The following is a 21,529-nucleotide window of genomic DNA, read 5'->3' as shown; positions in this document are numbered from 1 at the left end:
ACGAAGCCCCCAGCGTCAAAGGTTTACACCGAGTATGACCACCCGGTCGGTCGACCATCGTGATAGGGCAGACAGCCGTGGAACTGCGGAACATCAGGATCAAAAACCAGCGGCAGAAAGTAGCGGTCCCCCTCCCACATCGGTAACTCGTCGAGCGAGTCGACGCGCTCCCAGGTCAGTGGCCCCTCTTCATTGGCGTCAGGGATGGCGTCGGCAAGGGGATGCCAGGAGTCGACGACGAAGATGAAACCGAAATGGTCTTCTCCGTGCCGCCCGAACCCCGGCCACGAGACGGTGCCACGTAGGCGCATAGCGTCAACCTCGATCGCAGCCTCCTCGCGCAGCTCGCGCCTCATACCGGCGACGACGTCCTCCCCCGGCTCAACTTTGCCTCCCAGCCCGTTGTACTTGCCGAGCTGCTCATCGCCAGGACGTGCAATGCGATGCACCATGAGGACACGCTCGGCATCGGGGTGCATGACGAAACCAAGGGTGGTGAGGATCGGGGTCATCATGGGCTAATCCTCCCACCCGGCAGCAAGATCAGATCATGTCCACTTTCGAAGGCATGCGGCACGATCTCGTAGGCGAACTCCAGCGGGTCGCGCGTTCACATTCCTGCCCCGACTCAGACGAGCACCGTCTCGATAGGCAATCCTGAATCAGCCGAAATATCCATGGCCGACGCAGGCAGCCCCGCCTTGATAACCTGCACACCTAAGGCCGCGATCATAGCCCCATTGTCGGTGCATAGGCCCGGACGTGGCCGTCGCAACTCAACGCCGGCGTCCGCCATCCGCTCAGCAAGCAGAGTCCGCAGACGAGAGTTCGCCGCGACTCCGCCGCCGATGAGGAAGTGAGTGAGGCCATACTCCTGGCACATGTCGACGGCTTTCGCAGTGAGAACGTCGGCAACGGCCTCCTGGAAACTGGCGGCGACGTCAGCGATGCGGAACTCAACTCCGTCACGCTGCTGGGTCTCCACCCACCGACTTACCGCGGTCTTAAGGCCGGAAAAGGAGTAGTCGAAGCGATGTTTAACCATGTCGTGGCGAGCCGTCAGTCCGCGTGGGAAACGAATCGCTGTCGGGTCCCCCTCGGCGGCAGCCTTGTCGATGACCGGCCCACCCGGGTACGGCAGGCCAAGCACGCGGGCCACTTTGTCGTAGGCCTCACCAGCAGCGTCGTCGATCGTCGAGCCGACCTCAATAATGTCTGTGGCGATGTCGTTTACCCGCAGCAAGCTGGTATGGCCGCCTGAGACGAGCAGAGCCCCACATGGCATCGGCAGCTCACCGTGCTCAAGCAGGTCGACGGCGACATGTCCAGCCAGATGGTTGACGCCGTACAGAGGCTTGTTGAGCCAGCTTGCTAAAGCTTTGGCCGCCGACAGGCCGACGACGAGTGCCCCAGCCAGGCCTGGACCGGCTGTCACAGCGATGCCGTCGAGCTCGGACAGATCCACCCCGGCGGTCGAGGCGGCCTTGTCCAACACCGGGACGATGGCCTCCAAGTGGGCTCGGGATGCCACTTCCGGCACGACTCCACCGAAGCGCACGTGCTGTTCCATCGAAGAGGCGACCTCGTTGGCGAGCAAGTCATTGCCCCGAACGATGCCAACTCCGGTCTCGTCGCACGATGACTCGATGCCCAGAATGAGCGGTTCAGACATGGTTCTCCTCGGATGGGGTTGTGGTCTCGGCGCGGGGCAAATCAACGGACATGACGAGGGCGTCGATCCCGCCGCCGTAGTAGTTGGGTCGCTGCGAAATCGTCTCGAAGCCGAAGCGTCGGTAGAGAGAAATGGCCGGGTCGTTATCGCGGCGGACCTCAAGCATCATGGTGTGACACCCCCGGGACGTCGCCCAATCCAGGCCACGGGCGAGCAGTTCGACGGCCAGGCCGCGCCCACGCGCTGCGGGCGTCACCATGATCCGGTCGAGGTCCGCGACGTCGAAACCGTGGAAGGTCGCGACGGCAGCAACCTCGTCATCCCCAGCGACTAAGGTGAGGCGGTGATCAGCCGGGGCGATCCCTTCGGCCCAGGAGGCACGCGACCACGCTGGGTCAAAGCTGGCCTGCTCAACAGCCATAACGGCGTCAAGGTCGGCCATGCGAGCGGGTCTCGTCATCACCTGAGGCCGGGCAGGGTGAGGCGGGTCGGGGTCAAGGTGGCCTTACGCGCCGTCGGAACGGTGGCATCAGGATCGCGCAAGTAGAGCGGCTCCAGCCCGACGTCAGGCATAGCCTGCCACGACGCCGCAAGCACCCCGGCGTCCAGATGCTCAGGCGATCCCGGGGTCGGCGTCAGACCGCGAACCAGACATCCCGGACCACCGATGGGCAGATCCTTCGGCAGGTCCTCAGGGCGAGTGACATTGGGGCCGTCGAGACGATGCCCGGAAGCGTCGTAGCGAGCCCAATACAGCTCATGGCGACGAGCGTCAGTACATACCACGAACTCCCCATCGACCCCAGCCCACTGCCGGGCCAGGATGTCGAGGGAACATACCGGGTGCGGGGTAAGACCGGCCAGGTGTGCCAGTACCCTTCCTGTTGCCACCCCAACCCGCAGGCCGGTGTAGGGGCCAGGGCCGACCCCAATAGCGACCTCTGCGATGTCGGTTAAAGCAATCCCGGCCTCCTCACAGCCGCGATGGATGAGGGGCATGAGCTGCTCAGCATGGGCACGAGGATCGTCGTAGTGCAGGCTGACGAGCACCTCAGATCCACGTGCCAAACCGACGCTGACAGCCGTCGACGTGTCGATTCCCAAGACGATGGTGTTCATCAGTTGTTGTCTCCGGTCTGGTCGGGAGAAATGGTGTCGAGGGGAAGTTCGGACAGCAGCGACAGGTCGACGTCTTGCCAGCGCGGGCCGAAGCCTTCCAAATAAACTACACGGGTCTCGTCGGCAGGGTCCCCGCTGCGACGGATGTCGACGTCGAGGTGGGAGCCACCGAGATCCTCAGCTATGCCAGCTCCCCACTCAATGAGAGTAACCGCCTGGTCCATAGTCTCGTCAAGGTCAAGGTCAATGAGCTCGGCGGCCGAGCCGAGACGGTAAGCGTCAACGTGGACTAACCCGGGCCGCCCCTCAGATCCGGCGTGGCGGCGCGCCAGCACGAAGGTCGGGGAGATAACGGGCCCATCGACGCCGAGCCCCCTACCTATCCCCTGCGCCAAGGTGGTCTTACCGGCACCGAGATCTCCGGAGGCCAGCACAATGTCTCCGGCACGCAACTGCGCCGCCAGCGCTGCTCCGAAGGCATGCATAGCCTCAGCGGTGGGAACGACGACCCGGGTGGGTAGTACACGAACCCAGCCACTGTTGTAGTGATAGGCCGGGCCGGGGGAAGCCTTGAGGCCCGAGACGACAAGGACGCGCGACTCCAGCTCCGTAGCGATCTGTTCAGCCCCACCGATGAGGGCTGCAACGACGTCGGCATCGTCAGGGGTAGTCAGGGCCAGATCGGTAACGTCGGCGTGGCCACCGTCATCCACCAGGTGAGCTAGACCGACAATCTGGGAACCGACGCGGGCAACAATGCCGAGACCCTGCGTCAGCCACGTCGAAACAGTCTGTGCCTCGAGATCAAGGGCGCGCGCAAGAGCCGCGGCGTCCTGCGGAACTGCGACGGCAAGTTCCGGGATCGCCTCTTGCAGGCTGGTCTGTTTATCCACGAGAACCCAGGATAGTCGTCGAACCTCACCTCAGCCTCGCCGTCCCAAGTCCTCCGGCAGGCAGCGGGACAGGTGATCCAGCCCAAGCCTTCTCACGAGCCAGACCCGTGGTGTAGCGTCCGCGACTATGCCACCAGCGACGCCACGCTGGCTAACAAAAGCTGTGGGAGGTAACGATATGGCGTCAACGCCGCGACGGAGATGGGCATGGGTGCTGCTGTTGGTCGTCGCATCGTTGGTGATCGTCGGGGTGTACCGCAAGGCTGTTCCACAAGAAGGATCGACGGCCTATGGCCAGGCCGCAGAAGCTCTCGGTGACCTCCCTGTCAAGGGACGTGCGCCGATGACCGGCTATTCGCGGGACCAGTTCGGGCCAGCGTGGAGCGACAACTCTGACCCCGCCCTCACCCATCCCTGGGGCCATAACGGCTGCGGTACCCGCGACGACGCCTTGGCTCGCGACCTCGTCGGGGCGAAGCTGAAATCCGGCAGCCGATGTCGAATAGTCTCCGGCGAGTTACACGACCCCTACACGGGACGGACGATACAGTGGAGGCGCGGTCGCAACACTTCAGCTGTGGTACAGATCGACCATGTTGTCGCGCTCGGAAACGCCTGGGTCACAGGGGCTCAGCAGCTGCCCATGGACCGGCGTCAGGCATTAGCGAACGACCCCCTCAATCTGCTAGCCGTCGAAGGACAGGCCAACCAGAACAAGGGGGCCGGGGACGCGGCGACATGGCTGCCGCCACACAAGTCATATCGCTGTGACTACGTGTCTCGCCAAATCGCTGTCAAGCGGAAATACCATCTCTGGGTCACCTCAGCGGAACGCAACGCGATGATTCGGGTGCTCTCGACGTGCCCGAACCATGCGCTGCCCGCCCGGTAAGTGGTCGACTCACCAGGTGTCGTTTCCGGAACGGCCGTATTTAGCCTCAATGTCGCGACGATCGCGGCCACGGAAATTGTGTCCGCGCGAGTCATGCCCACGATCATGGTGATCACGGGAGTCGTGACCGCGATGACGGCCCCCGTCGAATCCACGTCCACCGCGGTTGCGTCCGCCCTTGCCACGACGAGGCTTTCCGTCACGAGCCTTCTTGCCGCGCTGCTGCTTGGGAGCGACGAGAGCCTCGTAATCCTTCTCGTCAATAGGAGCGCCCAGGGCCGGGCTGCAACCGGCCACCTCGGCAACGTGGTCGTCGCCACGCGTGACCTGGGCCTCTACCGGCTTCACCCCGGCTTGACGGTACAAACGAGCCATTGTGCGACGCTGATGCGGCAGGACAAGAGAGACGACGGCCCCGTCGTGTCCGGCGCGAGCGGTACGGCCGGAGCGGTGCAGGTAGTCCTTGAAGTTCATCGGCGGATCGACTTGCAACACCAGAGTGACGTCATCGACGTCAATTCCTCGGGCCGCGACGTCAGTGGCAACCAAGACCGGCAGGGAACCGTCCTTGAATGCCGCCAACACGCGGGCACGGGCACCCTGGGTCAGGCCGCCGTGCAGAGCACCAGCCATGACGCCGGCCTCACGCAGTTGCTCGGCCATCCGGGAGGCACCTCGCTGGGTTCGAGCAAAGACGATGGTGTGGCCGCTACGGTTAGCGATCTCGCACATCAGCCCGACCTTCTCGTGAGGCTTGATCTGGAAAGCGTGATGGGTCATCGTCGCGACCGATCCCTTGTCGGGGTCGACCTCGTGGATAACCGGCTCGTGCATGTACCGCCTAACCAACTTGTTAACGGCACCGTCGAGGGTGGCAGAGAACAGCAGGCGCTGCCCGTCAGCGGGAATGGCATCGAGGATCGAGCCAACGGCCTCCATGAATCCCAGTTCAGCCATGTGATCGGCTTCGTCGAGGACAGTCACGGCGACACCGGAAAGGTCGGCGTCACCAGTCTCCAAGAGGTCGACCAGACGCCCCGGGGTGGCGACAACAAGGTCGACTCCCCTCTTAAAAGCCTTGGTCTGCGGGCCGTAGCTCATACCACCCGCGATGAGGATGGTCGATAGCCCCATTGAGGACGCCAGCGAGGACAGCACGTCGGCAATCTGCATGGCCAGCTCACGAGTGGGAGAAAGGATGAGAGCTCGAGGCCGGTTATCCTCACGCGGGGTGGCCGACAGGCGCGACAGCAGCGGGACACCAAAGGCCAACGTCTTACCCGAACCCGTTGAGGCGCGGCCCAACACGTCACGCCCAGCGATGGCGTCGGGGATGGCGGCGATCTGGATGCGGAAGGGATCGGTAATGCCAGTCTTGGCCAAAGCAGCAACGATCTCGTCGGGCACGCCAAGGGCCGAGAAACCGCCCTCGTGATCAATACCGGTGACGTCGAGATCGGTCAGCTCAGTGGCCTCCCAATCCATATTGTCGTCGTCGTGGTCGTCACGGGACCAGTCGTCGCGGCGGTGATCCGAGCGGTCTGGCCAGCGGTCATCACGGCGATCATCGCGCCAGCTGTGACGGTCCTCACGCCAGTTTCGGGAGTCCCGGCGGTCGAAGTCACGGCCGCCATTACGGCGATCCCAGTGGTCATCGCGGTCGCGCCGCTGTCCACGACGGTCCTCGCGCCAATCGTCACGGTCCCATGACGATCCGCGGCGGTCGTCACGCTTCCAATCACGATTAGCGTGGTGGCCCGGTCGACGCGATTTGTGGGAGCGGAACTCGCCGTCATCGGGCCACCTGCGGTCGTCGCGACGATCCCAGTCACGGCGGTCGTAACGACGGTCCTGACGGCCATCAGACCACTCATGGTTGCGTCGATCCTGGGAAAAACGGCGGTCTCTGCTACCGCCAGCGTCATCGCGACGCACGTCTTCCCGGGGAGTCCATGCCTCGAAGTTACGACCCCGGGAATCGGTGTGCCCGTTGCGGACACCTCCCCTAGTACGTGGCTTGTGCCCGCGGGCAGCTCGCTCAGCTGCGGTCCAGCGGCGCTTCGGGCTGCCGTCAGCCTTGAAAGATTTGGGATTGCGTTTTTTGTTGCTCAATGGGGTGTTCCCTCATGGTCAGCGGACTCCTCGGCCAGGGGCGACCGGCATCACTGCACACAAACGGCGCAGTGCCACTAACGGGGGTCGCGGAATCTGACCGCAGCACGCCGAACCCAAAGCGGGTCTCGGTGATGGAATCCTGGATGGCTGTCTGTCTCGATGGCTGGGCGAAATAGCTGCCGTGCAGGTGAATGCAATAGAACCGGAGCCGGTAACCCCGCCACGCCCTCAAGGCGCATCGAGCAACTGAAACGCATCATAGGCTCGAACGAATCGGGCCGTCGCCAACGTCAGCACTCTACCCAAAAAGGTCGTATCGACGAAATCGACCGCATTCCTCAACGAACGTCAGTCGCTGATGGTCGTGTTCCACGAGTAGGGCCGGTGGATCGTGGCACCGAGGGTGGAACCAACCATGACCGATCCCACGAGCGCAGCCACAACCCACCATCCGCTGTGAACCAGATCCATCGTGCCGGACATGATTCGACTGGTAGCCAGCAAGGCGAGCAGCGATCCTATCGTGCCAGCGATGACCGCGACGACACACGTCATGGCGACCTCGAAGAAGATCACACCGTCCACCCAGCGCGGTGTCAGTCCGAGGCGTCGCAGGTGCGCAGTGAGTCGCCTCTGCGCCAAACGCTCGTCTCGGGCCAGGGAGCCAGCCATGATGACCGTCATCATGGTGAACAGCCCGGTAGCGACGAGGGTCGCCGCGGGTAAGGGAACCTTGGGCGCCATTCGTGGGGCCATGACATAAGACGGGTCAATGTGGTGCGTCGTAGCCCAGTGGTAGGCGGTGTCCTCCTGATTTGGGCTCAGGCCGACATATAAGAATCCCCTGCTCACCGACGAGTCACTGGACTTAGCTGGTGGGGTATACCCATGCCCGATGACCTTAATCTGGCCAAGCCAGCCAAGATCTCTGGGCACAGTGATTTCGGTGCTGGAGGCCTGCTCATCGGTAGTGACCCGCAAACTTCCGGCCGTTTGCAACTGACGACGCTGCCTATCAGTCAGGGGGAAAATACTGGCGACGTCGTCGACGTTGTGAAAGGCCCACCACGCCACAGAATTGCCAGCGCGGTCGTCGCTAGAACCGTATGTCATCGGCACTTTACGGGCACCGTGCAAGTCGTCGTCGAACTGCTTGACGAGATTGCCGGGCAGGGAAGGGGAGAACCCCGGCTCTGCCAGAAAGTAGGCCATACCGTGCGGGATACCCGTGGAACTAGTGGCATTCATCTGTGCGAACAGTGAGGCGACAATAAGCAGACCTGTCGCAGTAGCGGCAACAAGCCCTGCCGTGAGCCCTGCGAACAGTCCGTGCCATGAACCCCGAGAGCGAAGGGCACGAGACGCGGCGAGCCTGCGGCCCGGTGAAACGTCGCGTCCTGAGACCAAAGCTAGTAACCACGGTGTCACCAGTCCTGCCGCCAACGACGAGAGCGCGGAAACGATGGCCACCGAAATCAGCGAGACTTTCGCTGCCACTGAAGCCCATACCAAGAGGGCGCAGGCCACGATAGCGCCACTCCATGCCAACAGACGAGCCATTTTCACATTGATGCGTTTGCCATGAACCTTGCGTTCCCGCTGACTGCTCGGGGTAACCATGACGACGGCGGTCACGATGGCGGCACCCAGGCAGGTGACAGCGCTCATAGTGGGTGATGAGACAGGTGACAGCGGGTTATCGGAGAAACGGGCCAATAATGGCCGAATAGCTATGACGAGCAGCTCACCAGTAACAAGGCTTGCTGCCGCAGTAGCCATGCTCATGAACAATGTGACGACTCGCAGCGACAGAGCTAGTTTGCGACGCGGCACGCCCATGGCAGTAAGAGGTGCGATGATTCGGCGCGCCGACGTTGTGGCGGCCGCAGCAGCCAAACCCGCCCCCAAGCCGGCGACGAGAAACCAAGCCAGATACTGCTCGACGATTTTCTTTCCAGATAGCGGTGCAAATTCCTTGGAGAGGAGTTGCTCCCTCGTTGTACATGCATCAGAATCGAGAGGATCGGAGCCCAAATCGTCATTAACCTTGCTGCACGTTCCAGCTGAATCAGACGAGGTAAAGAAAATAAGATAGTTTCCACTCAACCCAGATATTTTAGCCTGTTTTTGAGTCAGAGGCCACGCCTGCCATGTTCCAGAGCGAGACAGAATTTCACGAGAAGACTTATCGAACGTTGCCCCAACTGTTCCGACGATAGTGAGATCGTAGTTCCCAGGCTCCAGGACGAGCTTATTCTTGCCACCGATCCCTTGCCTCAGGGATGGAGTAACAACAATTTCAGAGGGTTTTGTAGGCCATTTTCCAGAGATTAAAGCGTATCTTCCCTTAGTATTGATTCCCGGCATGCTGGATTCCTGATAGAGAACCTCCTCAGGCAATCCCTTCACGGAAACTTGAGTTTCGAGATATGGATTGATTTGGCGGACTTTCCATCGATTAATAGGCACGGTAGGAGATGACGACCCAGCAAGAACTGAAAATCCTGGACTTACCAAGCCATCGGCTGCCCCGAGCGTCGATGTCACCGATTGTTCCGGGCTCAGGTTGATGGAACGATTCACCCCGAGGCTGACGGTCATGATAAGTAAAGCAACAGCCATAGGAACCATGCGCAACCAGCTTTTCCGGGAGCGCAACATCAAGGCAGCCAGATTCCACACCCACATCAGCAGGAATCCTCCAAGTGACCATCGACCAATTCGCAGGATCGGTGCGCATATTCCTTGGCTGTAGGGTCATGAGAAGAGAGCACGACGGTGCGACCCTTCTCATCTTCAGCAAGTGCGCGCAGCAGTTCAAAGACCATCTGGGAATTGCGCCGATCGAGCTGGCCAGTAGGCTCATCGGCTAGCAGTATTGGACGGTCTCCAGCTATGGCGCGGGCTATCCCGACCCGTTGGGCTTCACCACCGGATAGCTGTCGAGGATAGCGATCCTGGAGGTGGGCGATCCCAACCCGTTCGAGAGCCTCGATCGCCATAACGCGGGAACGAGAGCCGAATCCACGAACTCGAAGAATGAGTTCGACATTCTCCCGAACCGTGAAATCGACGATGAGGGAGTGCTCTTGGAAGATCATTCCGATGCGATTAAGGCGAATATCGTCGCGCTCGGACGTCGACAGGGAATAAATGTCGCTACCTTCAACGAACACCGTTCCCGAGGTCGGCTTCAGTAAGCCTGACATGATGTTGAGCAATGTCGTCTTCCCTGATCCGCTCACCCCATGCAGCAGGGTCATTACCCCAGGCTGCATGGAGACGGTGACGTCATCCAGGACGAGATTGCGATTGTGCGTGGTCGAGAAATTGTGAGATACCCCCGATACGACGATTGATCCACCGCCAGCACTAACCTCCATGACGATGGCGGTGGATCGATCCAAGGGAGACCGCCGACTCAACACCCGCGCCCAAGAGCGAAGGATGATGCCTGATTGTCGTCATACCACCAGAAATAGGGGTCATCAGTCTTGGGGCTATAATCCCAACAATGACCTCTTTGATGTGCATCGTACCAAAATGCAGCTGACCAGTTCGTGTGATTCTTCACCGAACTCAGTGTATCATTGTTACCCTTGCTAATATTCCAACTTCCAGTCGTTGTTCGATATCCGATACGCGCCTTGTAACCTGGCTCAGCGAATAGCTCAAGGCTACTTGAATGAGCCACAGAGGGCGCGACAGCAAAACTCCCCCTAACATGACAATGAGGACTCCTACGCTCACTAATTTGGGCAATCGAATCATGATGACTCCTCGTTGAGTAGGTTGTGGATATTCGCAACCTGACAGACAGCTGCCGTTAAGATAACCTACGCATATCTGACGTGGCAAAGGACGACCAGGCTCACACAACGTCCCCGCGAACCGCAGGTGATCTCGTCACCCCGAGTTCACCACCCCGACACCGCGACCCCGCCAAGATGTCGCGTGTCCCGGTTACCATGAAGTTGTGCGTGTTGCGATCATCACGGAGTCATTCCTGCCCCAGGTCAACGGGGTGACGAACTCAGTACTGCGGGTTCTGGAGCACCTTAGCACCCATGACCACGATGCCATCGTGCTCGCCCCCGGTGATGCCCAGACCCCACACGAGTACGCCGGATTCCCCGTCATTCCGTTAGCCTCCCTGCACTGGCCGGGTTACCAAGACGTCCGTGTCTCCACTAGCCCGCAGTGGACGATGGAACGTTACCTATCGGAGTTCGAGCCTGACGTCGTGCATCTGGCCGGACCATTCATGATTGGGTATAAGGGCGCCATGGCGGCAGCCTCCCTCAGGATACCTATAGTGGCGATCTATCAGACCGATATCCCCTCCTACGCGGGCCGCTACGGGCTGGGCAAGCTCGAGTTCTACGGCTGGTACCGCGTGCGTCAGATTCACTCCCTCGCTGTGGCGACTTACGCACCCTCCACCTTCTCCCGCGACCAACTCGTCAGCCATGGCGTGCCCCGGGTAGACATCTGGGGACGTGGCGTCGACAAGGTGCGATTCCATCCGTCAAAGCGCTCCCAACAACTGCACGATGAATGGGCTCCCAACGGCGAGGTAGTCATCGGATACATGGGGCGTCTAGCTGCCGAGAAACGGGTCGCCGATATGACCAACCTCGCTGACATCCCCAACACCAAGCTCGTCATCGTCGGAGATGGCCCGGCTCGCGCCGAGGTGGAAAAGCAGCTTCCTCATGCTGTTTTCACCGGCGGTCTCGGCGGGGAGGACCTCCCCCGTGCCGTCGCCAGCATGGATGTGTTTTGCTCGACGGGCGAACTCGAGACCTTCTGCCAGGCTGTCCAGGAGGCCAAGGCCTGTGGCCTCCCAGTCATTAGCCCGCGCAAGGGCGGTCCCATCGACCTCATTGACCCGTCTCGCACTGGATGGCTTTACGAGCCTGGCGATATGACCGACTTCCGCTCTCGCGTCGTCGATCTCGTCGGTGACGACTACAAGCGACACGCCATGGGCATAGCAGCACGAGCGTCGATCGAGAACCGCACCTGGGAGAACCTGTGCGCCGAACTCGTCGAGCACTACAAAGAAGCAATTCGGCTAGCTGGACGCTCAACGAGGATTCGTGCAGTCCTCTGACACCCCTTTTGGACCTCCCATTCTGGTGCGAAACCGGGGCTCATCAGCGTGACAGAACCGTTGTGACGGTTCCGGGCAGCAATTCGGCAATTTGGTCCGGAGCGTACGGCCCTGGCATTGAAATAGCCGTGGCGGCTTGCATTCCGGCGGCGCATAGAGCCGCGTCGTCAGCAGGTAGTCCGGCGGCCATGAGAGTGCCGCACATTCCGGCCAAAACGTCACCAGACCCACCTTGAGCGGTCCATGCGGGACCAGGAAGAGCGGCACGAACGCCCCCGTCAGGACGGGCAACCCATTGGATAGAGCCTTTCAGCAGGACGGTCGCGCCGAACCGCTGAGCGGCACGGACAGCCGAGCCTCGCGGATCGGCTACTACCTGACTGCGCTCTATCCGCAGCATTCGGGCCAGCTCCCCAGCATGGGGCGTAAGTAGACATCCCTCCGGCAACTCTGCCGGGAGGAGGGCCAGGGCATCAGCGTCGATCACCATGGGGACGCCTTCAGCCGCCCGTTGACTAAATCGGTCGGCGTTGCCATCGTGAGTGCCCCAACCAGACCCGATAACCCAGGACTGAACGCGACCCTCACCAATAACAACGGATGGAGCCCGGCTCAGAATGAAAGCCATGATGGCACTTGGCCCAGAAAACCGCACCATTCCCGGGCCAGTGCGCAACGCTCCGAGAACGCCGAGCACAGCAGCCCCCGGGAACTTCTCGGATCCGGTATCGATGCCGACAACCCCGCGAGAGTACTTGTCGTCAAGCGCGCCAGGTACCGGCCACAGCGACGCCATCTCGGCGAGGTCGCAATACTCATCGACATCATCGAGACACTCGCCATCATCGTCGACAAAGTCGAGGCCGATGTCATGAACCTCCAACTCTCCGCAATAGCGGGCGGCCGGGTGAGCAATATGGCACCACTTGAGGCTGGAAAAGGTTATGGTGTATGCGGCGTGAACACAGGACTCCACCTCACCAGAATTCGCATCTAGGCCCGATGGTAGATCGACCGCGAGCACTGGGATCTGGCGAGCACGCAACCAGGTGTCGATTCGCTCTAGAGACTGCGGAATACCTGGACGGCCTCCAATGCCGAGAACAGCGTCAATCGCGAGATCGTACGAGTGACTGGTGACCTCTCCGAGTGAGACACGGATGCAACCAGCGTCGAGCGCGGCAGCCATGCCAGCCTCGTGCGGTTGGCCCATGACCTGAGCGAGTTCGACCCGCCACCCGCGCTGGGCCAAAGCCGCAGCTGCGAACAGCCCGTCACCGCCGTTATTCCCACCACCAACGAGAACGAGAACACACTGGGACGCTGCCCAATCAGGCATGATCTCATCGACGGCTCCGCCCAGCAGAAGCTCCTGAGCTTTTCGTGCGACGGCCTGAGCGGCAATGTCCATGAGGTCTTGTCCCGGGTGGGCATCAAACCACCTCTGCTCAGCTGCTCGGGTGGCCTCGGCGGTACAGACACTTGCCATGACGATCCCCCTTCAGCCCCGCCCGGGGCTCTCGCTGCAGATTGGTATTCATTCAACCACGATGACAAGGGCGGGATGGGGAGGCGCGACTTAACCTTCGCAGAACACCATCGCCACCGCGACACCGGCATCGTGGGTCAGTGAGAGATGAACCCTACGCACACCCAACTCCTCGGCGCGTCGAGCCAGCGATCCACGAAGTTCGAACCTCACAGCTTCACCGTCAGTGACCACCTCGCAGTCTTGCCAGGAGAGTCCTTCTCCTCCACCCAACGCCTTGTACAGGGCCTCCTTAGCGGCAAATCGGGCAGCCTGAGAGCGCGCCGGCATCACAGCCTCAGTATGAGTGAGCATCTTGCGGACCATCCCCGGGTGGCGTTGTACAGCAGCCTCCCACCTGGAGATGTCGCAGACGTCCACCCCGATTCCGATGATCATAGGGTCAAGATTAGGGGTCCGGTCAGTTCCGAGCACCTGGCGACTGCCGCCCGACGTACGAACGGCACATCACCAAAGGTGTCCCCGGGGGCACCTAGTCTGAGTGAGCTCACTCCACCGTGACGGACTTGGCCAGATTCCTTGGCTGGTCAACGTCATGACCCTTGGCGGTGGCCAGTTCACAGGCAAAAGCCTGCAATGGCACTGCGGCTACCAACGGTTGGAGCAGGGTCGAGCAAGCCGGAAGCCCGACGAAGGTGTCAGCGTACGGTTTGACGTCGTCGTCCCCTCGCTCGGCAAGCACGATCGTCCTAGCGCCACGGGCACGGATCTCCTGGATGTTCGAGACCACCTTGTCATGAAGCTGATCTCGCCCCTTCGGTGGCACAACGACGAAGACCGGGGTGCCCTCCTCGATGACGGCTATGGGGCCGTGCTTGAGCTCGCCAGCAGCAAAACCCTCGGCATGCATATAGGCGATCTCCTTGAGCTTGAGAGCACCCTCAAGGGCCACTGGGTAACCGACGTGGCGCCCAAGGAAGAACACCGCTTCCTCTTCTTTCGCCATCACACGAGCCAACTCATAAACCGGTTCGATCTCGTCGAGAACTTCCTGAATCTTGCCAGGCATCTGGTCGAGCTCAGACATTACGCCGCGGATTTCGTCTCCGTACTTCATGCCACGCACCTGAGCCAAGTAGAGGCCCAGCAGATAGCAGGCGACCACCTGGGTGAGGAACCCCTTGGTTGAGGCCACGCCAATCTCGGGGCCAGCGTGGGTGTAGATAACAGCATCGGACTCGCGGGGAATCGTCGCGCCGTTGGTGTTGCAGATCGCGATGACCTTGGCATGCTGCTCACGAGCATGTCGGATGGCCATGAGAGTATCGGCCGTCTCACCAGACTGGGAAACTGTCACGACGAGCGTCATCGGGTCGATGATCGGGTCGCGGTAGCGGAACTCACTTGCCAGATCGACCTCGCACGCGACCCTCGTCCAGTGCTCGATGGCGTACTTGGCAACCATGCCGGCGTAATACGCCGACCCGCATGCGACGACCACAATTTTGTTGATGCGGCGCAACTCCTCCGGCGAGATATGCACTTCGTCAAGGACTAGATCACCACGGTCGGACCAGCGGCCCAATAACGTGTCGGCCACCGCACGTGGCTGCTCGAAGATCTCCTTGCGCATGAACCAGTCGTGACCCTGCTTCTCAGCTGCTGACAGGTCCCAGTCGACGTGATAAGGGCGGGCCTGGCTGGGGTTGCCCTCGAAGTCAGTGACGGTGACCCCGTCGGGGGTGAGCACAACAATCTGGTCCTGGCCCAGTTCGAGGGCCTCGCGGGTGTGCTCGATAAACGCTGCGACATCAGAGGCTAGGAAATTCTCTCCCTGCCCCAGCCCGACGACGAGCGGAGAGTTGCGACGAGCGGCCACCACTGTGTCAGGGGCGTCCGGGCTGACGGCCACCAGTGTGAAAGCTCCTTCGAGTCGTGACGCCACCGCCCCCATGGCCTCTGTCAGCGAGGACCTTCGCTGCATCTCCAAAGCGAGCATGTGAGCGGCAGTCTCGGTGTCAGTCTCCGACGAAAAAGTGATGCCCTCGCTCTCAAGCTCAGCGCGCAGCGCGGCGAAGTTCTCGATAATGCCGTTGTGAACGACTGCGACGCGGCCGTCGAAGGACATGTGGGGGTGGGCGTTCTCGTCAGTGGGAGCGCCGTGGGTGGCCCACCGAGTGTGACCGATACCTTGAGTGGACTCTGGGAGCGGATGGACTGCCAGCTCCTCTTCGAGGTGAGTTAGCTTGCCCGACTTCTTGGCTCGGTACAAGTTTCCGTCCGCCACGACCGCCAACCCGGCCGAGTCATATCCTCGGTACTCAAGACGCCGGAGCCCGTCGATGATGACGCGTTCAGCCTGCCGATGGCCGCAATAACCAACAATTCCGCACATGGCAAGAAACGTACATGAATCATGAGCGTTCCGCGACTTGAAACGCCTGAACGTTTGAACAACACCTCGCACGACCATTTGCACGTATGCGCTACTTCGCTATCTGAAGCCTCACGTGACCCCGACGATTCATAGCGTCAAACTCACATCCTGCATCGACGCATATGGAGAAAACATGAAAAGATCGAAAAGGATTGCAGCAGCCCTGACCTCGCTGACGACCATCGTGGCAACCGCCTTCGCGACCATCTCGGCAGCCCCGGCGCACGCCGCTGACAGCGACACTTCAGTTCCGCCGGAAATAACTATGCCCGGCAGTCCGGACGGTATTCCATCTGCCGGCAACGGCCCGATCAAACTGTTCACCTATCCTGCTTCTGTTTATGCCTTAGCCCACCCTGGCACCAACCCGCAGGGGGCCAACAATTTCAGCTGCAAACCGCGCGAAGGTCAGAACCCCGTCGTCCTGCTTCCCGGCACCAATTCCGACGCCTATGCGTCATGGTCGATGTACGCGCCGAAGCTCACCAAACTCGGCTATTGCGTCTTCTCCCCCAACTTCAACGGGCTCAAGCTGCTGCCAAACTTCGCCTATACCGGTGATATCCGCGTCTCTGCGAAGGCCGTCTCCGGCTTCGTTGACCGTGTCCTCACGGCCACCGGATCCAAAAAGGTCGACCTCATCGGGTGGTCCCAGGGTGGCGGCCCGCTGCCGAATTACTACATCACCAAACTCGGCGGTGACAAAAAGGTCAGCAAGCTCATCGCCCTTGCCCCGTCGAATCACGGCGTCGGACCCCGAGCCGTCTCAAGGTTCGTGAACGAGTCCATCTCTGAGGCAAAACACAAGAAGATCGAGGCCACCTTCGCCAAAGCCCACATCGCCAGCTATGAGCAGCAACTCGGCTTCTCCAACTTCAACAAGGAGCTCTATGGCAACGGTCCGGTGACACGCCCCGGCGTCAAGTACACAGTCATCGAAGGCCGCTACGACGACGCGGTCGTGCCATTCACCAACGCTTTCTTGAACGAGCCTGGTGTCAAAAACATCCTCGTTCAGGACACCTGCCGGAACGATCACGCCAGCCACGTCAATTTCACCTATGACGTAAACGTCTACCAGATGGCCGTTAATGCCCTGGATCCTGATCACGCACAACCAGTGACATGCGTATTCCAGCCGTTCATCGGCTAATCACCTGATACCGCCCCAACCCGACTGTGGGGCCTTCATATCGAAGGCCCCACACTTTGTCGTGAGGCCAGCGTCGCACCCCCTGTCGGCACGATAACCAACAACCGTAGATACAGATACATCTGAGGAGATCCATGAAGAAAAACTGGTTACTCACAACCCTCCTTGCCACAGTGACGATCGCCATGGGAACGACGACCACCGCCTTCGCCAGCCCACCTACCGACATCACTCCCGAACATCCAGGCGGGGTTACCGCGCCTCACAGCCCCGACGGAATCCCCTCGAATATTGAGGGACCAAGTACGCCCAGCTGGACCTCTGCAATCAGGTTCGCAATGAAGAATCCCGGCGCGAAGGTCCCGGGCACCAACGACTTCGCCTGCAAACCGAGGAAAGGCACCCATCCCGTCGTGCTCATCCCGGGCACATCCGAGGACGCCTTCATCACGTGGTCGTACTACGGCCCCCACCTCAAGGCAGCAGGATTCTGCGCCTACACGTTCAACTACAACCCGGAAACACATCCGCTTGTGGAAGCTGCTGAGACCAGCGGCAACATCTACTCCACGGCAGCCTTCATGGCCCACTTCATTGACAGGGTGCTCAAGACAACCGGTGCTCAGAAGGTCGATCTCATCGGCCATTCGCAGGGTGGCGGTCCCCTGCCGCGCGCGTACATCAAATATTACGGAGGCGCCAAGAAGGTCCATCATCTCGTCGGTTTAGTTCCTTCCAACAAAGGAACAAGCATGCTCGGCCTGGAGAAGTTCCTCAATGCCAGTGGAAATCCGCTCAACACTATTTTCAATGCCGTAGCGCAGTTTCACAATCTGGGATCCCTGCCCCAACAGTTGCAAGACTCCACATTTCTCAGGGAACTCAACGCGGATGGAATGACCGTCCCCGGCATCACATACACCGTCATCGCCACCCGGTTCGACAACCGAGTATTTCCGTGGACGAATACCTTCATCAATGAGCCCGGAGTCAAGAACATCGTCATCCAAGATGTCTGCCCCTTAGACCACAGCGCCCACACGAATATCCCCTATGACCCGATGACCTTCCAGATTGTCATCAATGGCCTTGGACCCCGAACGGGCCGCCCCGGTCATCTGCACCATTCGCCCATTCAGGCCCAGGTAGTTCGCCGGCAAGACATTCGATGGGCGTGGTTCGACGCTACTCGGAAATGTGCCCACCAATGACGCATTAACTACGTCCCCAACGTCGCGGTGAAGTACAGTCACTACGACCAACCATTCGGAGGCGCCCGATGAACTTGACCCCCACCACCCCCGTTGACGACGACAACACCGAACCGGGGCCGTTCATCGAATTATCGCGAGAATCGTGGGCCGCACTTTCGGACTCGACCGAGATCGATATCGACGAGGCCACCCTGGACCACATCCGTGGTCTCGGCGACCCCACTAGTCACCGCGACGTCGTCGAGGTGTACCGCCCGTTGACCCAACTCATCCACCTGTACTGCATGCACACGGGCGCCCTCTTCGACGCCTCCAATAACTTCCTCCAACTCACCCGCCACGGTATGAAGCGCACCCCCTTTGTCATCGGGATCGCTGGGTCGGTGGCCGTTGGCAAGTCGACCGTGGCTCGTCTGCTACGGGAGCTCCTGGGACGTTCCCCGCGCCGTCCGGTCGTGGACCTCGTGACGACCGACGGATTCCTCTACCCCAACCGGGTACTCGAGGAACGCGAGCTGCTTTCCCGCAAGGGATTCCCTGAATCCTACGACCGCAAGGCTTTGCTGAGGTTCGTCGTCGATGTCAAGTCCGGGATGCCTGAAGTCACCGCACCGGTTTACTCTCACGTCACCTACGACATCGTGCCCAACCAGCAACTCGTCGTCCGGCAACCCGACATCCTCATTATTGAGGGGCTTAACGTTCTACAGCCACCACGACCGCGCAGCAGTGGGACAATGGGACTAGCCCTGAGCGACTTCTTCGACTTCTCGGTATACGTCGATGCTGAGGAGGCCGACATCATCCGGTGGTACATCAACCGGTTCCTCACCCTGCGGCAAACCGCGTTCACCGACCCCCACTCGTTCTTCGGTGAGTACGCACGAATGCCCGACAACGAGGCCATCACCATCGCTAAGGAGATCTGGGACACCATCAACGGCCCGAACCTGGTGCAGAACGTGCTGCCCACCCGCGGCCGGGCTACCGCGATCCTGCATAAGGGTCCCGACCACGAGGTCCGCAATGTGTGGATCAGGAAGGTTTGAGTCGGTGTCGTCTCCTCGGGTCTGCCCCTCAGAGGCCCTACCGGTCACATGACATGCCAGGGAAACGGATCCGCGATTCGCGACGCCGCCAAGGCCTGGTCGATCTGCCCCTCGCAGCCCGGCGGCGCTACCACAACGTGATCCGGCGCCTCGATCCCCACAACCACGCTGTCACCGAACTCGTTGGCGATGGGGCGCCCCACTCCTTTCGCCAACGGCCATGACGACACCAGCCACGACGAACCAGCTACGACTAGGACGTCACCGTCGCGGGAGAAAGAAAGCTCACCAACGAGGGCCGACGCCAATCTTTCGGTGCCGAGACGATATGCCGCGTCAAGATCTTTGACCTCGGCCAGTGCGGCGTCATTGAGCAGCTCAACGTCGCCGTCGAACCAGGCCAAAGCGACAACCAGCCCGGGAACGGTCTGGCCAGTAACGTTCGAGACGAAAGGCCGCGCGTAGTCGAAACTGCGTCCGGCGCGCTCCTGATTCCCCACTACTTTGACCACGACGTGCGCAGCGAGGGTGGCGTCGGTCAGGCGAGTGGCACCGTCGAAAAGAGACCGCACCATCCGCGTGACAAGCTCGTCGGCAACCAGCTCCCAGTCGTCGCGGTGATGGCCACCCAACTCCTCAGCGATCAAAACTAGCGGGATATCACCGATAGCAGTCGTAGCAACCTGAGACATCAGCGTCGATGCCCATAGCCGTCAAAGACTCCTCGACCATCGATCGCAGACGGTTCGCCGCCCCGACGTCCAGACCGGGCAGGTCGGCATCTGGGCGGCGACGAAAGACACTCACAACGCCAGGCTCATCTTGACGGTCTCGGCCAACTCAGAGCAGATCTGATCAGCTTCCTCCTGGGTACCAGCCTCGACCATGACCCGCACGACCGGCTCAGTACCCGACGGACGCAACACCACTCGACCGGCGTCACCGAGCTTCTGGTTAGCGTCAGCAACCGCTTTATTAACGTCTGGATCGATACCAGCTCGCAACTTGTCGACGCCACGCACATTGATGAGCGCCTGCGGCAGACGGGTCATCACCGAGGCGAGCTCCTTGAGGGTCTTGCCGGTACGAGCGACGCGCGCAGCCAGGTGCAAACCGGTAAGAACACCGTCACCAGTGGTTGCGAACTCACTCATAATGACGTGCCCGGACTGCTCGCCACCCAGCGAGAACCCATTGGCGTTCATCGACTCGAGGACGTAGCGGTCACCCACCTTGGTCTGATCGACGTGAATATCGTGCGCGCGCATTGCGATGATGAGGCCAAGGTTGCTCATGATCGTCGCGACAACGGTGTTGGAGGCCAGACGGTGGTCCTCCTGCAAAGCCAACGCGAGAATCGCGATGATGTGATCCCCATCGACGATATTGCCTTCGTGGTCGACAGCCAGGCACCGATCAGCGTCACCGTCAAAGGCCAATCCCATGTCAGCCCCAACCTCAACAACCTTGGCCTGCAGCTTCTCCGGGTGGGTGGAACCGCACCGCTCATTGATGTTGAGGCCATCGGGCTGGTCATGAATCGCGATGACCTCGGCACCCTGAGTAGTGAAGGCAGCCGTCGCCGTATGGAAGGAGGCACCGTTTGCGGTGTCGAGGACAATCTTCATCCCCTTGAGAGTGTCTTGCTGGCGCAGCGAGCGCACCAGGTGATCGACGTAGGTGTCGACAGCCTGCGGGGTGTAGCGGATACGTCCTACCTTGTCGCCAATAGGGCGGGCCCACGGCTCACCCATACGCTGCTCAATGGCGTCCTCAAGATCGTCGGGAAGTTTCACGCCCCCGCGGGAGAAGAACTTGATGCCGTTATCAGGCATGGGGTTGTGAGATGCCGAGAGCATCACGCCCAAATCAGTGCGGTACTCGTTGACGAGGTAGGCCGCCGCGGGAGTCGGGATCACGCCGACGCGCAACACGTCAACACCGGCGCTGGCTAGCCCAGCGCAGACAGCGGCCTCGAGGAATTCGCCGGAGGCGCGAGGATCACGTGCTACCAGCGCGGTAGGTTGGCGGTGTCCGAAAGCACCCGCCTCGCCCAGAACGTGCGCGGCCGCGACCGAAAGGTCAAGGGCCAACTCGGCGGTGAGGTCTTGATTAGCCACACCGCGCACTCCGTCAGTTCCAAAAAGTCGTGCCATGAAGTTTCACTTTACCCACCGCTCACGCCAAGTGAGCGGAACACCCGCTGAGCGTGGGCATTTCGAGTGACTCGGTGGTAGAGGCCATGTCACCCTGTGCAACAGCCCCACCAGTCCATCCAGGAAATCACGACAGGTAGTCACCACGCCCGTGAGACCCCGAAAAACGCCTCGGGGTGGTTCTCCCCTGGGGGAGAACCACCCCGAGTTCCAGAGAAAGACCG

At 60.8% G+C, this 21,529-nt stretch carries 19 protein-coding genes and 1 pseudogene; 5 read left to right on the top strand and 15 right to left on the bottom strand.

Translation table 11 applies throughout. The annotated features are described in order from the left end of the window. Positions 1–23: 23 nt before the first annotated feature. From ACOYO3_RS03050 to tsaE, 5 genes are all read right to left on the bottom strand, one after another. A complete protein-coding gene (locus tag ACOYO3_RS03050) occupies positions 24–515 on the bottom strand; it encodes an NUDIX hydrolase (RefSeq protein WP_002517671.1) in 492 nt (163 codons plus the stop codon). 113 nt (positions 516–628) lie between these two features. Next, positions 629–1,672, bottom strand: coding sequence for a tRNA (adenosine(37)-N6)-threonylcarbamoyltransferase complex transferase subunit TsaD (gene tsaD / locus ACOYO3_RS03045; RefSeq protein WP_002517602.1), 1,044 nt, complete (start codon positions 1,670–1,672; stop codon positions 629–631). Then, complete coding sequence (gene rimI / locus ACOYO3_RS03040; protein WP_002520620.1) at positions 1,665–2,132, bottom strand: ribosomal protein S18-alanine N-acetyltransferase; 468 nt, start codon at positions 2,130–2,132, stop codon at positions 1,665–1,667. The genes tsaD and rimI overlap by 8 nt, the downstream gene beginning before the upstream one ends. After that, the gene (gene tsaB, locus ACOYO3_RS03035; RefSeq protein WP_002516067.1) at positions 2,132–2,791 is read right to left on the bottom strand and encodes a tRNA (adenosine(37)-N6)-threonylcarbamoyltransferase complex dimerization subunit type 1 TsaB; all 660 of its coding nucleotides are present in this window, start codon (positions 2,789–2,791) and stop codon (positions 2,132–2,134) included. Before tsaB ends, rimI begins: the two co-directional genes overlap by 1 nt. Then, positions 2,791–3,684 (bottom strand): tRNA (adenosine(37)-N6)-threonylcarbamoyltransferase complex ATPase subunit type 1 TsaE, encoded by an 894-nt coding sequence (gene tsaE / locus ACOYO3_RS03030; protein WP_002525133.1) that lies wholly within the window; start codon positions 3,682–3,684, stop codon positions 2,791–2,793. Before tsaE ends, tsaB begins: the two co-directional genes overlap by 1 nt. A 211-nt stretch (positions 3,685–3,895) precedes the next feature. Between tsaE and ACOYO3_RS03025 the strand changes: the two genes are divergently transcribed. Then, entirely contained in the window at positions 3,896–4,576 is a 681-nt protein-coding gene (locus ACOYO3_RS03025) for an HNH endonuclease family protein (protein WP_002520618.1), read from the top strand. Between the two features lie 9 nt (positions 4,577–4,585). Here the strand turns inward: ACOYO3_RS03025 and ACOYO3_RS03020 are convergent, their stop codons facing one another. From ACOYO3_RS03020 to ACOYO3_RS03005, 4 genes are all read right to left on the bottom strand, one after another. Continuing rightward, entirely contained in the window at positions 4,586–6,061 is a 1,476-nt protein-coding gene (locus ACOYO3_RS03020; RefSeq protein ID WP_002519625.1) for a DEAD/DEAH box helicase, read from the bottom strand. Further along, the gene (locus ACOYO3_RS03015; protein ID WP_002519626.1) at positions 6,037–6,501 is read right to left on the bottom strand and encodes a hypothetical protein; all 465 of its coding nucleotides are present in this window, start codon (positions 6,499–6,501) and stop codon (positions 6,037–6,039) included. Before ACOYO3_RS03015 ends, ACOYO3_RS03020 begins: the two co-directional genes overlap by 25 nt. A 538-nt stretch (positions 6,502–7,039) precedes the next feature. Next, a complete protein-coding gene (locus tag ACOYO3_RS03010; RefSeq protein ID WP_427305758.1) occupies positions 7,040–9,379 on the bottom strand; it encodes an ABC transporter permease in 2,340 nt (779 codons plus the stop codon). Then, complete coding sequence (locus ACOYO3_RS03005) at positions 9,379–10,074, bottom strand: ABC transporter ATP-binding protein (RefSeq protein ID WP_002520614.1); 696 nt, start codon at positions 10,072–10,074, stop codon at positions 9,379–9,381. Before ACOYO3_RS03005 ends, ACOYO3_RS03010 begins: the two co-directional genes overlap by 1 nt. Positions 10,075–10,667: 593 nt before the next feature. Between ACOYO3_RS03005 and ACOYO3_RS03000 the strand changes: the two genes are divergently transcribed. After that, positions 10,668–11,807 carry a glycosyltransferase family 4 protein gene (locus tag ACOYO3_RS03000; RefSeq protein WP_002525134.1) on the top strand — a complete coding sequence of 380 codons (1,140 nt, stop codon included), beginning with the start codon at positions 10,668–10,670 and terminating at the stop codon, positions 11,805–11,807. A 43-nt stretch (positions 11,808–11,850) separates the two neighbouring features. Here the strand turns inward: ACOYO3_RS03000 and ACOYO3_RS02995 are convergent, their stop codons facing one another. The 3 genes from ACOYO3_RS02995 to glmS form a co-directional block, all read right to left on the bottom strand. Continuing rightward, complete coding sequence (locus ACOYO3_RS02995; RefSeq protein WP_002517663.1) at positions 11,851–13,296, bottom strand: NAD(P)H-hydrate epimerase; 1,446 nt, start codon at positions 13,294–13,296, stop codon at positions 11,851–11,853. 90 nt (positions 13,297–13,386) lie between these two features. Beyond that, positions 13,387–13,734 (bottom strand): holo-ACP synthase, encoded by a 348-nt coding sequence (locus ACOYO3_RS02990; RefSeq protein ID WP_002516024.1) that lies wholly within the window; start codon positions 13,732–13,734, stop codon positions 13,387–13,389. Between the two features lie 109 nt (positions 13,735–13,843). Then, on the bottom strand, positions 13,844–15,691 hold the full coding sequence (glmS, locus tag ACOYO3_RS02985) for a glutamine--fructose-6-phosphate transaminase (isomerizing) (RefSeq protein ID WP_002515975.1): 1,848 nt from the start codon (positions 15,689–15,691) through the stop codon (positions 13,844–13,846). Between the two features lie 175 nt (positions 15,692–15,866). Here glmS and ACOYO3_RS02980 point away from each other — a divergent pair, with 175 nt between their 5' ends. From ACOYO3_RS02980 to coaA, 3 genes and pseudogenes are all read left to right on the top strand, one after another. Then, complete coding sequence (locus tag ACOYO3_RS02980) at positions 15,867–16,886, top strand: esterase/lipase family protein (RefSeq protein ID WP_002519630.1); 1,020 nt, start codon at positions 15,867–15,869, stop codon at positions 16,884–16,886. Positions 16,887–17,020: 134 nt separating this feature from the next. Next, a pseudogene (locus ACOYO3_RS02975) lies at positions 17,021–18,035 on the top strand (alpha/beta fold hydrolase). 130 nt (positions 18,036–18,165) lie between these two features. Then, complete coding sequence (coaA, locus tag ACOYO3_RS02970) at positions 18,166–19,149, top strand: type I pantothenate kinase (protein WP_002516012.1); 984 nt, start codon at positions 18,166–18,168, stop codon at positions 19,147–19,149. A 44-nt stretch (positions 19,150–19,193) separates the two neighbouring features. On the opposite strand, the gene ACOYO3_RS02965 is transcribed toward coaA, so the two are convergent. Genes ACOYO3_RS02965 through glmM form a run of 3 tightly spaced genes read right to left on the bottom strand, consistent with a single transcriptional unit; the run spans position 19,194 to position 21,305 of the window. Beyond that, on the bottom strand, positions 19,194–19,841 hold the full coding sequence (locus ACOYO3_RS02965; RefSeq protein WP_002515962.1) for a hypothetical protein: 648 nt from the start codon (positions 19,839–19,841) through the stop codon (positions 19,194–19,196). Next, positions 19,810–19,956 carry a hypothetical protein gene (locus ACOYO3_RS02960; protein WP_002519631.1) on the bottom strand — a complete coding sequence of 49 codons (147 nt, stop codon included), beginning with the start codon at positions 19,954–19,956 and terminating at the stop codon, positions 19,810–19,812. The genes ACOYO3_RS02965 and ACOYO3_RS02960 overlap by 32 nt, the downstream gene beginning before the upstream one ends. Continuing rightward, on the bottom strand, positions 19,953–21,305 hold the full coding sequence (glmM, locus tag ACOYO3_RS02955; RefSeq protein ID WP_002514806.1) for a phosphoglucosamine mutase: 1,353 nt from the start codon (positions 21,303–21,305) through the stop codon (positions 19,953–19,955). The genes ACOYO3_RS02960 and glmM overlap by 4 nt, the downstream gene beginning before the upstream one ends. Between the last annotated feature and the right edge of the window lie 224 nt (positions 21,306–21,529).

Origin of the sequence: Cutibacterium sp. KBN10P07758, from assembly GCF_050286205.1 — a bacterium.
Lineage (GTDB): Bacteria > Actinomycetota > Actinomycetes > Propionibacteriales > Propionibacteriaceae > Cutibacterium > Cutibacterium acnes.
Note: the sequence above shows the minus strand (reverse complement) of the source record. Positions and strands in the feature narration are given on the sequence as shown.

What these genes read in the sequence shown, in the direction of transcription:
- ACOYO3_RS03050 (WP_002517671.1), bottom strand. Translation starts at nt 515, where the DNA reads ATGATGACCCCGATCCTCACCACCCTTGGTTTCGTCATGCACCCCGAT.
- tsaD (WP_002517602.1), bottom strand. Translation starts at nt 1,672, where the DNA reads ATGTCTGAACCGCTCATTCTGGGCATCGAGTCATCGTGCGACGAGACC.
- rimI (WP_002520620.1), bottom strand. Translation starts at nt 2,132, where the DNA reads ATGACGAGACCCGCTCGCATGGCCGACCTTGACGCCGTTATGGCTGTT.
- tsaB (WP_002516067.1), bottom strand. Translation starts at nt 2,791, where the DNA reads ATGAACACCATCGTCTTGGGAATCGACACGTCGACGGCTGTCAGCGTC.
- ACOYO3_RS03020 (WP_002519625.1), bottom strand. Translation starts at nt 6,061, where the DNA reads ATGGATTGGGAGGCCACTGAGCTGACCGATCTCGACGTCACCGGTATT.
- ACOYO3_RS03015 (WP_002519626.1), bottom strand. Translation starts at nt 6,501, where the DNA reads ATGACGCTGGCGGTAGCAGAGACCGCCGTTTTTCCCAGGATCGACGCA.
- ACOYO3_RS03010 (WP_427305758.1), bottom strand. Translation starts at nt 9,379, where the DNA reads ATGTGGGTGTGGAATCTGGCTGCCTTGATGTTGCGCTCCCGGAAAAGC.
- ACOYO3_RS03005 (WP_002520614.1), bottom strand. Translation starts at nt 10,074, where the DNA reads ATGGAGGTTAGTGCTGGCGGTGGATCAATCGTCGTATCGGGGGTATCT.
- ACOYO3_RS02995 (WP_002517663.1), bottom strand. Translation starts at nt 13,296, where the DNA reads ATGGCAAGTGTCTGTACCGCCGAGGCCACCCGAGCAGCTGAGCAGAGG.
- ACOYO3_RS02990 (WP_002516024.1), bottom strand. Translation starts at nt 13,734, where the DNA reads ATGATCATCGGAATCGGGGTGGACGTCTGCGACATCTCCAGGTGGGAG.
- glmS (WP_002515975.1), bottom strand. Translation starts at nt 15,691, where the DNA reads ATGTGCGGAATTGTTGGTTATTGCGGCCATCGGCAGGCTGAACGCGTC.
- ACOYO3_RS02980 (WP_002519630.1), top strand. Translation starts at nt 15,867, where the DNA reads ATGAAAAGATCGAAAAGGATTGCAGCAGCCCTGACCTCGCTGACGACC.
- coaA (WP_002516012.1), top strand. Translation starts at nt 18,166, where the DNA reads ATGAACTTGACCCCCACCACCCCCGTTGACGACGACAACACCGAACCG.
- ACOYO3_RS02965 (WP_002515962.1), bottom strand. Translation starts at nt 19,841, where the DNA reads ATGTCTCAGGTTGCTACGACTGCTATCGGTGATATCCCGCTAGTTTTG.
- glmM (WP_002514806.1), bottom strand. Translation starts at nt 21,305, where the DNA reads ATGGCACGACTTTTTGGAACTGACGGAGTGCGCGGTGTGGCTAATCAA.